Here is an 11,907-nt window from a genome sequence, read left to right on the forward strand (position 1 = left end):
ACTTAAATGATGTTAAACTTATCAGAATACCAAATAACTTCTACTCTGCACGAAGGCGTCGAAACAATAGTCTATCGCGGACAAACACCGACAGACGCGCCCCCAGCAATTCTGAAAGTCCTCAAAGCTGAATATCCCACCCTCGAAGCCATTACCAGGCTCAAACACGAATATCAAATCCGCCAAAATTTAGACAGCGAACAAATCGTCAAAGCCATCAGTCTCGAAACATTGGACCACCGATTAGGAATCGTTTTAGAAGACTTTGGCGGCGAATCCCTCGCAAAACTGCTGGAAAGAGAAACCTTGAGCCTGCAAGCAAATTTAAACATCGCCATCCAAATAGTCAAAGCCTTACAATACCTGCATTTTCAGCACATTATTCACAAAGACATCAAACCCAGCAACATCATAATTAACTCGCAAACAAAACAAGTAAAACTCACCGACTTCGGCATTGCTACAAAACTCAACAAAGAAAACCCGCAATTTAACAATCCCAACTCAGTCGAAGGCACCTTAGCCTATATGTCACCCGAACAAACCGGGAGAATGAACCGCACCCTCGACTACCGCACAGACTTTTATTCCTTTGGTATCACATTATATGAAATGCTGACTGGAAAATTGCCTTTCTGCAGCAACGACCCCTTAGAAATAGTTTATAGCCACATCGCAGTTCCACCCATATATCCCCATCAAATCAATTTTGAGATACCTGTCGCCATCTCAGAAATAGTGATGAAATTGATGGCAAAAAATGCCGAAGATAGATATCAAAGTGCGTCCGGGTTATTGGCAGACTTAGAAATTTGTTTGCATCAGTTAGAAACCACCGGACAAATTGCCGACTTCATCCCCGGACGCTTAGATATTCTCAGCCAATTGTTAATTCCCCAAAAATTGTATGGTCGGGAAAATCAGGTTAATGAATTGCTAGCAGCATTTGAACGTGTAAGAGCGGGTTTAGCTAACAATTTGTTAGAAAAACCCACAACCTTAGAACAAAACCCGCCCCCATCAGGAAGCAGCGAATTAATGCTAGTATCAGGCTACTCAGGCATCGGTAAATCAGCCGTAGTCAACGAAGTTAGCAAACCCATTACCCGGTCAAAAGGTTACTTCATCAGCGGCAAATTTGACCAATTAAAACGCAACATTCCTTATGCCTCATTAATCCAAGCATTTAACTCCTTGCTGCGGCAATTGCTAACAGAAAGTACACTTTCATTAGAAATATGGCGCACTAAAATTTTAACAGCCGTGGGAACAGACGGCCAAGTAATTGCCGACGTAATTCCAAAAGTTGAATTAATTATCGGCAAACAGCCAGAAGTCCCAGAACTTGCCCCTGTAGAATCCCAAAATCGATTCAATCGGGTATTCAAAGAATTTATTCGCGTTTTCGCCCAAAAAGAACACCCCCTAGTTATCTTTTTAGACGATTTGCAGTGGGCAGATTCAGCAACATTAAAGTTGATGCAAATACTGATAACTGACCCTGACCAGGAATATTTGTTGCTAATCGGTGCCTATCGAGACAATGAAGTTAGTCCGACCCACCCCTTAATCCAGACTGTAGAACAAATTGAAAAAACTGGTACAATAGTCAACAATATCGTGTTGCAACCGCTGCATTTAGCAAATGTGACGGAGTTAGTCACTGAAACACTTAACACTTCCCCAGAAAAAGTAACAAATCTAGCCGATTTGATCTGGAATAAAACGGGCGGAAATCCTTTTTTCTTGACCCAATTACTCCAAGCACTTTATCAAGACTCTCTTTTGAAATTTGAATTTAATCAGATTACAAATGACGCAAGTCAAACGGGCTGGTATTGGAGTATCGATGAAATCCAAGCCATTGGAATCACCGATAAAAGTGTGGTGGAACTGGTAGCTTCTCGCATTGAAAAGCTGCCGACACCCACGCAAGAAGTGTTGAAGCTAGCAGCTTGCGTGGGTGATAAATTTGCTTTAGATGTGCTGTCACTTGTTAGCGAAAAGTCAGCTAATACTACAGCAACTGAACTTTATTCAGCTTTGCAAGCAGGGTTAATTCTGCCCTTGAGCGATGCCTATCGCATTCCATTAGTTTTCGCTCGAGCCGAATCAATCCATCTCAAGTTAGACACTTCGCGGGTAACATACAAATTTTTGCACGATCGCGTTCAGCAAGCCACATATTCGCTAATTCCCGAAGACCAAAAGCAATCCACCCATTTAAAAATCGGTCAATTACTGTTACAGAATACTCCCCCCGACCAGCTAGAAGAAAACATATTTGATATCGTCAATCAGTTGAATGTCGGAATTGACACAATTAGCCAACATTCAGAAAAAACTCAGTTGGCACAATTAAATTTAACTGCTGGACGCAAGGCTAAAGCGGCTGCTGCTTATGAAGCTGCTGTTAGGTATTTGCGGGTTGCTATGGAACTATTGCCTGCGGATTCTTGGCAAAGCCACTATGACTTAACCTTAGCAATTTACGAGTCAACGGCAGAAGCTGAATACTTAAACATCAACTATGAAGATTCAAAAAAACTGGTTGATATTGTCGTGCAAAAAGCTAAAAGTTTACTGGAGAAAGTGAATGTTTATGAACTTCAAATCCAGTCTTATAACGCTCAAAATAGACTTGTAGAAGCACTCAATACAGGACTGGAAGTGCTGAAAATGTTAGGTATTTCTTTTCCTCAAAACCCCAACGCGCTAAATATTGTGCCGGGACTGATTAATACAAAACTGAGCTTGGGATTGAAACGAATTGAGGATTTAGCTAACTTGACACAAATGATTGATCCCGAAAAACAAGCAGCCATGCGGATTTTATCAGGGATTCTCAGCAGTGCTATTCAGGCCAAGCCCCCACTGGTACCGCTGCTGGCCTTTAGGATGGTCAAGCTGTGCATTAAATATGGTAATTCGCCTTATGCGAGTATTGCCTACGTTTTTTATGGCGTAGTTATGTACAAGCTAGGGGACATTAGTTTGGCATACCAATTCGGTCAACTGGCAATTAGGATGTTAGACAAATTTCCCTCCCGTTCAATCAAAAGTAGAGTTTATACAGCCTTTGGTTCTTTTATTAACCACTGGAACGCCTCTGTCAAGTCAGGATTAGACGAGCTCAAAGAAGGTTTTCAAGCTGGTATCGAAACTGGAGAGTTGGAATATGCTGGTTATTCTATAACTGAATATTGCTTCAAAAAACTGTCGATAGGAGAGCCTCTAGATTTGGTGGAGCAGGAGACTGGTAAATATATGAAACTAATGCAGCAATCTCAACTAGAAATAGCTGTACAGCATATAAGTATAGGCAGGCAGACAGCCCTCAATTTGCGCGGTCAAGCTGTCGAACCCTGCCATTTAGTCGGCGAGAGATTTAATGAATTAAAAATGCTCCCCGTTTTAATAGAAACTAAAAATTTTGTTTTAGTTGGTGTGGTTTATTATGCCAAAACTCAGCTTAATTATCTCTTCAGGAACTATGCGGAAGCCTTGGAAAATTCAAGGTTATTTGAGAAACATGAGGAGTCCGTAGCCGGCTTTTATGTGGTTTCTCTGAATAACTTTTACTCCTCTCTCAGTATCATAGCTTTGTATCCAGCAAGTGGCAAAGGGGAACAAAAGCAATATCTGGAAAAAGTGCTGCAAAACCAAAATAAGATGAAAAAATGGGCAGTTCATGCTCCGATGAATTATCAACACAAATACGATTTGGTAGCAGCCGAGAAAGCGCGAGTATTGGGGCAAAATAGCCAAGCAATGGATTTGTACGATCGCGCAATTGATGGAGCCGCCAAAAACGGTTACATTCACGAGGAAGCATTAGCCTGTGAATTAGCAGGAGAATTTTATCAAGCTTTGGGTAAAGAGATAGTTTCTCAAGCATATCTGACTAAAGCCTATTATGGATATATCCATTGGGGAGCCATAGCTAAAGTTAAACACTTAGAATCAACACATCCTTTCTTAGCAGCACAGACGCGCACAATTCCAACCCCAACCCTCGATGTCACCCGCACTGCCACGGGAAATACTACCAGTAGTAGTTTAGGCGATTTCTTAGACTTAGCTACTTTTATTAAGTCGGCGCAAGCCCTTAACGGTGAAATTGTTCTAGAAAAATTGTTGACCAAATTAATCAAAATTATTTTAGAAAATGCGGCGGCTCAAAAAGTAGTGCTGCTGCTGCTGAAAAACGAGATCCTCTGCATAGAAGCTACTGGCACTTTTGCGGATGATACAGTGACACTTTTACCCTCTATTCCCGTAGAAAATCGTCAAGATGTACCCCTGTCTGTGATTAATTACGTACACCGCAGTCAAAAGCATCTGGTTTTAGACAATGCTACTGTTGCCGAACCTTTTAACGTAGATACCTACATTCAGAAATATCAACCCAAATCAATTCTCTGTTTGCCGATTATTTATCAATCTCAGCGGCGCGGAATAATTTATTTAGAAAATGCTTTGACAGTAGGAGCTTTTACAGCAGAGAGAGTAGAAGTATTCAAAGTGTTAATTTCTCAAGTTGCTATTGCTGTAGAAAATGCTGGTTTGTACGCGCGCGAAAAAGAAAAATCTCAACAGTTAGAAAAATCTTTCAATGAACTGCAACAGGCGCAACTGCAACTCATTCAAAGCGAAAAAATGTCGGCTCTCGGCAACTTGATTGCAGGGGTTGCTCACGAAATTAACAATCCGCTGGGTTTTATTGCGGGCAATCTTGATGCTGCTGCTGAGGCTAGCTTAGATTTGATTGATTGCTTACAACTTTACCAAGAAAAATTTCCTAATCCTGGAGATGAGTTAGAAGATAAAGCATCGGAGATTGATTTAGAATATTTGATCGAAGATTTGCCAAAAATGCTTTTATCTATGAAATCAGGTACAGAGCGCATTCGCAATATTAGCAAGTCTTTGCGGACTTTTTCCCGCGCTGATACTGCGAATAAAGTATCAGCAAATATTCATGAGGGCATCGACAGCACTTTGATGATTTTACAGTATCGTCTGAAAGCTAAAGATACTCGCCCCGCGATTAAAATTATTAAAGAATACGGAGATATCCCGCCAGTTAAATGTTATTTTGGGCAACTGAATCAGGTGTTTATGAATTTGCTGGCAAATGCGATCGAGTGTTTTGACGAATTCAATCAGGGTCGCACTTACGCTGAAATTGAAGCTTTACCGAATACGATCGCCATTATCACTCAAGTCTCCGAGGATAGCAACAGCGTGGTGATTAAAATCAAAGATAACGGTCAAGGGATGTCATCGGAGGTCAAGTCGAAAATATTTGACCATTTATTTACTACCAAAGGAGTAGGGAAAGGTACGGGTTTGGGGTTGTCTATCAGCAGGCAAATTGTGGAAGAAACCCACGGCGGTAAACTAACTTGCGAATCGGTGCTGGGAGAAGGTTCGGAATTTGCGATCGCCCTTCCCCTGAATTAAGATTATGGAACTATGGCGTGTTTTAAAACCCGGAGAGCCCTCCTAACCCCCCTTAATAAGGGGGGACAAGAGCATCCTCAAAGTCAACCCCTACTCCCCTTTTTAAGGGCGATTTAGGGGGATCGAGACTCGGCTAAAAACGGCATAACACATATATTAAAATTTGTCAATGCCTAATTATTTCGGAAAAAGTCCGCTGTTCACAGTCTACATTCGGCACTATGCAGTTACATTATTAGCTAAATGTAATAACTATATTTGATAGGAGTTTTTCGAGTGAACGCTGCCGAACAAGCCAAAAATATAGAAGTTGCCAGCAAAATTGCTGCGGTTGTTAATTTATTCAAGTCGGAATTCCCGGATACAAAAGTCGATTTGAAACCTTGGATGAATGACCAGGATACCAGAGAACTTGTAGATCCAGATTCGATCGACATTGGCTTCCATTTCCCCGGTAGAAGCCGCTTGTTGCAAAGCCGCAGCATCTTGATTCAAATCCGATTTTACCAAGATCCGGTAGAAGGAAGCCGTCGGGCGATCGGCGTTGAGGCAGCCGGTTACGATCATACTGGTCAGCAGTGGCGCTTTTCCACCGTGGAAAATTGGAGTTTTTTCGGTCAAACCGAACCCGCTGCGGAGTCAGCCCAAAAACTCAAAGACTTTTGCCGCGAGATATTCGGTTTGTTTAATCAATCTTTTTGAGGACTTCAGTTTTCACGGATCTCCTGTTTGTAGTAAAGACTTTATTCCTTGCTATTATCGCAATTGTCGATCGACTTACAGCCAACTGGATAAACAGATTTGTAAGTAGTCGATCGCTTGCCAAACAAAGTATAGCGGTTATCGCGGACTTGTTCGTACACGCGATCGCCCATCCACTTCATCCCCGGCATGGCGCGGTAAGCAGCCACAAACACCTCGCCAGCAGGCAATATCCGTCCGATTTCCTCCGCCGCATCGCTGCCCTGCCAGCGGCGTTCCGGGGTGTTGCCATCTATCAAAATCATCCCCATTTCGCAGTCTTCCGACGTAATCCCAAAGCGATTTAATTGCTCTAAATCTTGCATGGAAATATACTCAAAATTCTTGCCTTGGTCTAAGTTTTCTAGTAACTGCACCAAGGTAACGCAGAGATTGCAATTGCCGTCGTAAATTACGCTATATTTCATGGTTAGGGGGAATAATGAATTGGGCATTGGGCATTGGGCATCGGAAATGGGTAATTGGTAGTAAATAACTACTGACAACTGACAACTGACAACTGACAACTGACAACTGACAACTGACAACTGACAACTGACAACTGACTACTGACTACTGACTATTCCCCACAGGAATCTCGATCGCAAATTCCGTCCCTTGACCCGGTGCAGAATCGCACTTAAGCAGCCCGCCGTGTTTTTCCACCACAATTTGATAGCTGATAGACAGCCCCAAACCAGTACCTTTACCAGGTTCTTTCGTAGTAAAAAACGGATCGAACAGCCTTTTGTGAACATCTATCGGAATCCCCGGCCCGTTGTCAGCAATCCGAATCACAATATGAGAAGGATGTGGCATTGAATCATCAGAAACAGCAGAATCTGCTTGCATCAAAGCATCCTGTTCATATTTTACATCCGTACAAATCCGCAGCGTCGGGGAAGGACAATAAGGAATAGGCGCCAGTTGTCCCTCTGCCCACTGTCCAGTCTCCATTGCCTCTTCCAAAGCATCAATTGCATTGCCAATAATATTCATAAAAACCTGATTCAACTGTCCTGCATAACACTGTACGCGGGGCAAATTCCCGAACTCTTTGAGCAGCACAATTTTAGGACGCCCTGCCGTTTCTTTCAACCTGTGCTGCAAAATCAATAAAGTGCTTTCAATCCCTTCGTGAATATCCACCTGCTTTTGTTCGGATTCATCTAATCGCGAAAAATTTTTCAGTGACAGCACAATTTGGCGAATTCGTTCGGCTCCCATTTTCATCGAATTTAGCAGATTCGGCAAATCTCTGAGCAGAAAATTCAAATCGATATCATTTATCTCTTGTTGAATAATCGGTGTTGGGTGCGGGTATTCCTGCTGGTAAAGTTGCAGAATTTTTAGCAAGTCTTGAAAGTAATCGTCAGCGTGCATGACATTGCCGTAAATAAAGCTAACTGGATTGTTGATTTCGTGAGCAACCCCAGCGACTAATTGCCCCAAACTTACCATTTTTTCATTTTGAACCATCATGCTTTGAGTTTTATGCACGTCCCGCAGGGCTTTTGCCAATTCTTCATTTTTAGTCCTCAATTGACTTTCGGAAAGCCGCACCGCTTCTTCTGCGTGTTTGCGATCGGTAATATCTTTGCGAATTGCTACATATTGATGGGGTTCTCCGCTGCTATTTAAGAAAGGTACAATGGTAGTATCCAACCAAAATAATGTGCCGTCTTTAGCTTGATTTTTCATTTCTCCCCGCCAAACCTTTCCCTGGCGGATTGTTGACCAAAGCTGCTTGAAAAAATCGGCTGGGTGATAGCCAGAATTGACAATTCTGTGGGTTTGGCCGAGCAGTTCTTCTCGGGAGTATTTAAAGAGTTCGCAAAATTGCTCGTTGACATAGGTAATGGCTCCGAATTCGTCGGTATTCGAGACAATTGCTGATTGATCCAAAGCAAATTTTTCAAATTCCAACTCTTGGAGAGTTTGGCGCAATTCTGCTTCTGCTTGTTTGCGATCGCTAATATCGGTAATCATCCGCAACACCCCGGAAAATTCGCCCTCACCGTCGAACATCGGCGTCGCGGACACGATCGCCCACAAGTGAGATCCGTCTTTGCGAGTAAACTTAAAATCGTGGCGTTCCCGAAGGCCTTGCCGCCTGCGCTGGACATAACTTTCTGCTATTTCCCTAGACTCGCAGTCGATAAACTCAAATAGCGATCGCCCCAGCATTTCCTCCACAGTATACCCCAGCATTTCGGCCATCCGAGAGTTAGCAAAAGTCGTGGTACTTTCGCTGTCAAACATCCAAACGCCCTCCGAAGCCGTCTCGACAATGCAGCGGTAATAATTCTCCCTCTCCCTGACTGTTGCCTCTGCTTGCTTGCGATCCGTAATATCAGTTTGCACCGCAATAAAACCTTCGAGTTCCCCATTTTCTTGATAAATTGGGGCAATCGAAAGCGCCACCCAATAACCCCTTCCATCCTTTTTGTAATTGTAAATTTCCTGATTAAACGGCACGCCTGCAGCCAAAGCCGATCGCAGTTGAGCAATAGTTAGCGGGTCTGTTTCAGGGCCTTGCAGTACATCACCCGGTTTTTTTCCCTGTATTTCTGCGAGCACATAACCGCTAATCCGAGTAAATCCTTCATTCACCCATTCAATGCAGCCTTGAGCATCAGTAATAATCACACCATTTTGCGTTTTTTGAGCCACAATGGCCAAGCGCGACAATTCTGTTTCAGTTTTTTTGCTTTCCGTAATATCTTCAGCAATACCCAGAATGTACTTAGGTGTGCCCGAATCGTCAAACAAAGGAACTTTTTTCGTGTGCAAAATCCGCTTTCCTCGGTGCGGAAGTTCGATAGTTTGTTCGGGCAAATCGACGCCTTTTCTCGTGGCCAGCACTTCTAAATCTTGTGCTTGCAAGTAATTGGCATGATCTGACTCGAACAAGTCAGCAGCATTGTTTAAGATCACTTCATCCCTGGAATAGCCAAACAATTCTTCGCTAGCAGTATTCCAATAAATAAATTTTTGTTCCACAGCATCTTTAATAAAGACGCTAATCGGCAGATTTTGCAGTACCGCATTCAGAAAATCTTGAGTGTTTCGCAAATTTTCCTCAGCTCGCTTTCGTTCCGTAATATCCAAAATTACTCCGTCGAGATAGACAACCCGACACAGAGAATTTGCGATCGGCGAAACCGGCGAAACCGGCGAAACCGGCGAAACCACAGCCGACAAAAAGTCCTCAATTTGCCCTTGTCCCTCTTGTCTTCCTCTCGCCTCGTCCGCCTCGCAGCAAACAGCTTTGCCTTTTTCGTAAACCCAGCTAATGCCGCCGTCAGCCCGGACAATCCGGTATTCAAGGATGTACGGAGTTCTAGTTGCTACACTTTTTTTGACAGTAGCATCCACATTTTTGCGGTCTTGAGGATGGATAATGCTTGCCAAGGAACGGACGCGATCGTTGATAAAATCAGAAGATGGATAGCCTGATATTTCTTGAACCGCCTCGCTCAAAAACGCCATTGTCCGTGTTAATTCCCCGTCCTCCGTATACTCGCAGGTACAGCGGTAGACAGCACCGGGAATATTAGCTACTAAATTTTTATATTTTTCTTCGCTTTTTAACAAAGATGAGCCGTCTTCGTTATTGTGATCGCCGTTCTTAAATTTAGAAGAATTCGAGGAAATTTGCATGATTTTTTCACTTGTGAGTGCGGAGGCAAGTGTTAGAGTAGATGGCCCTATAAAAAGTGAATTAAATTTGCGAAATAATTCGTTATAAACTAATATAGTACAAAATTAGTTCTGCGAACATTCAGAAAATTTGAGGGCGGGTAATAGGTAAAGCTAATCAAGGCTATAGATATAGAAAACAGTTCGGAAACGCATTATCTAACGGATTGAACGCATTTAACGTATGTATGTTGAGGTTCGAGGGAAACAGGGAAGATTTTCCCCTTTCTCGTTTTCCCACTCCCCCTCTCTCCCCATCTCTCCCTCTGCCACTCCCCCACTCCCTCACTCTCGTTACAATAAGATAAGTGGCCTTGTTACTGATCGCCCCTCAAACAAAACACCGTCAGGAACCTCAGCCTTTAGGCATGAGGCTTGAAGGAGAAATCTAACAAGCCGTTCTGACGGGCCTCAGTCTTAACTGACTACGTTTTTCGAGTCATGACACCCTGGGATGCGTAGCTAGTCCTTTGCTCTGTCGTTGAGAGTTAAACAGTTCTCAGGTAACAGGAACAGTGCTTTCAACCTAACAAGCTCACTAAACAAAGGCGCGTGCTAACTTTACTCCGAAAAGAGATTGAGGCAACCATACCTCACGCCTTGGGGCAACCATACCCCTCCACCCCGCGAGGGGATTCAATTCAATGTAAAGCCGTCCTAAAAGGACGGGGTTTCAAACCCATAGTTCTGATGACTCAACAACAACCCCGGATTTGCATTCTCGGCGGAGGCTTCGGCGGACTCTACACAGCCCTGCGCTTGAGTCAGTTACCCTTCTCCAAAACCGAAAAACCCGAAATAGTCCTAGTTGACCGCCGCGATCGATTTTTGTTCGTTCCCCTGCTGTACGAACTCCTGACCGGCGAACTCCAAACCTGGGAAATTGCCCCACCGTTTGCCGAACTCTTGGAAAACACAGGCGTGCGCTTTTGTCAAGGTACTGTTTCCGGCATCGATGTAGAGGAAAAGCGAGTGAAGTTGCACGACGGGCCAGAAATTCCGTGCGATCGCCTTGTTTTAGCTTTAGGCGGCGAAACCCCCCTAGATATGGTCAAAGGTGCCGTTGAATACGCTTACTCATTTCGCACTCTCGACGACGCCTACCGCTTAGAAGAAAGATTGCGGTTTTTAGAAGCCAGCAATACCGACAAAATTCGGGTGGCGATCGTCGGCGCCGGTTATGCGGGAGTAGAATTAGCTTGTAAATTAGCCGATCGACTCGGAGAAAAAGGTCGCGTGCGGTTAGTCGAGCAAGGGAACATGATTCTGCGGACATCACCGGAGTTTAACCGCGAAGCCGCCACCCAAGCATTAGAAAAACGGAAAGTGTGGATCGACTTAGAAACAGAAGTAGAGGCGATCGAAGCCGACACAATATCCTTACTTTACAAAGGACAATTAGATGTTCTCCCCGTAGACATAGTGCTGTGGACAGTAGGAACTCAAGTCAGTCAAGCAGTGCGATCGCTACCCCTCAAACAAAACCAGCGCGGTCAATTAACAGTCAATTCGCAAATGCAAATTATCGACCATCCAGATATATTTGCCTTGGGAGACTTAGCAGAATGTCACGATGCAAATGGTCAAAAAGTCCCCGGAACAGCCCAAACAGCCTTCCAGCAAGCTGACTACACCGCATGGAACATTTGGGCATCCCTCACCGGCCGTCCTTTACTTCCTTTCCGCTATCAGCCGCTAGGAGAAATGATGACATTAGGAATTGACAACGCCACCCTGGCCGGTTTAGGAATTAAACTCGACGGACAACTAGCCCACATTGCTCGCCGCTTAGCTTATCTCTATCGGATGCCAACATTTGACCATCAACTAAAAGTTGGTTTCAATTGGATTAGCAGGCCGATTCAGGAGTTGCTTAAAAGTTAATCGATGCTTCTTCAAATAGATTGGCAACAGGCAAGATGCCTGTTCCACAAAAATTCAATGTTCTTGTGGAATGGGCATCTTGCCCGTTCCAAAAAAATTCAATGTTCTTGTGGA

General features: G+C 43.8%; 5 protein-coding genes. 3 read left to right on the forward strand and 2 right to left on the reverse strand.

Annotation, left to right across the window (positions count from 1 at the left end):
* Positions 1 to 6: 6 nt before the first annotated feature.
* Positions 7 to 5,466, forward strand: a complete 5,460-nt coding sequence (locus tag QUB04_RS14255) for a trifunctional serine/threonine-protein kinase/ATP-binding protein/sensor histidine kinase (protein WP_445301057.1) — start codon at positions 7 to 9, stop codon at positions 5,464 to 5,466.
* 276 nt (positions 5,467 to 5,742) lie between these two features.
* Positions 5,743 to 6,168, forward strand: coding sequence for a hypothetical protein (locus QUB04_RS14260; protein WP_333285173.1), 426 nt, complete (start codon positions 5,743 to 5,745; stop codon positions 6,166 to 6,168).
* Positions 6,169 to 6,209: 41 nt separating this feature from the next.
* Here QUB04_RS14260 and QUB04_RS14265 read toward each other — a convergent pair whose 3' ends face one another.
* Together QUB04_RS14265 and QUB04_RS14270 are read right to left on the reverse strand one after the other, a co-directional pair.
* Positions 6,210 to 6,635, reverse strand: a complete 426-nt coding sequence (locus tag QUB04_RS14265; protein WP_333285193.1) for a DCC1-like thiol-disulfide oxidoreductase family protein — start codon at positions 6,633 to 6,635, stop codon at positions 6,210 to 6,212.
* 145 nt (positions 6,636 to 6,780) lie between these two features.
* Positions 6,781 to 9,870, reverse strand: a complete 3,090-nt coding sequence (locus tag QUB04_RS14270; RefSeq protein ID WP_333285175.1) for a PAS domain S-box protein — start codon at positions 9,868 to 9,870, stop codon at positions 6,781 to 6,783.
* A 729-nt stretch (positions 9,871 to 10,599) separates the two neighbouring features.
* Between QUB04_RS14270 and QUB04_RS14275 the strand changes: the two genes are divergently transcribed.
* Complete coding sequence (locus QUB04_RS14275; protein WP_333285177.1) at positions 10,600 to 11,793, forward strand: NAD(P)/FAD-dependent oxidoreductase; 1,194 nt, start codon at positions 10,600 to 10,602, stop codon at positions 11,791 to 11,793.
* The last annotated feature ends 114 nt before the right edge of the window (positions 11,794 to 11,907 follow it).

This window comes from Microcoleus sp. D2_18a_B4 (assembly GCF_036702475.1).
GTDB lineage: Bacteria > Cyanobacteriota > Cyanobacteriia > Cyanobacteriales > Microcoleaceae > Microcoleus.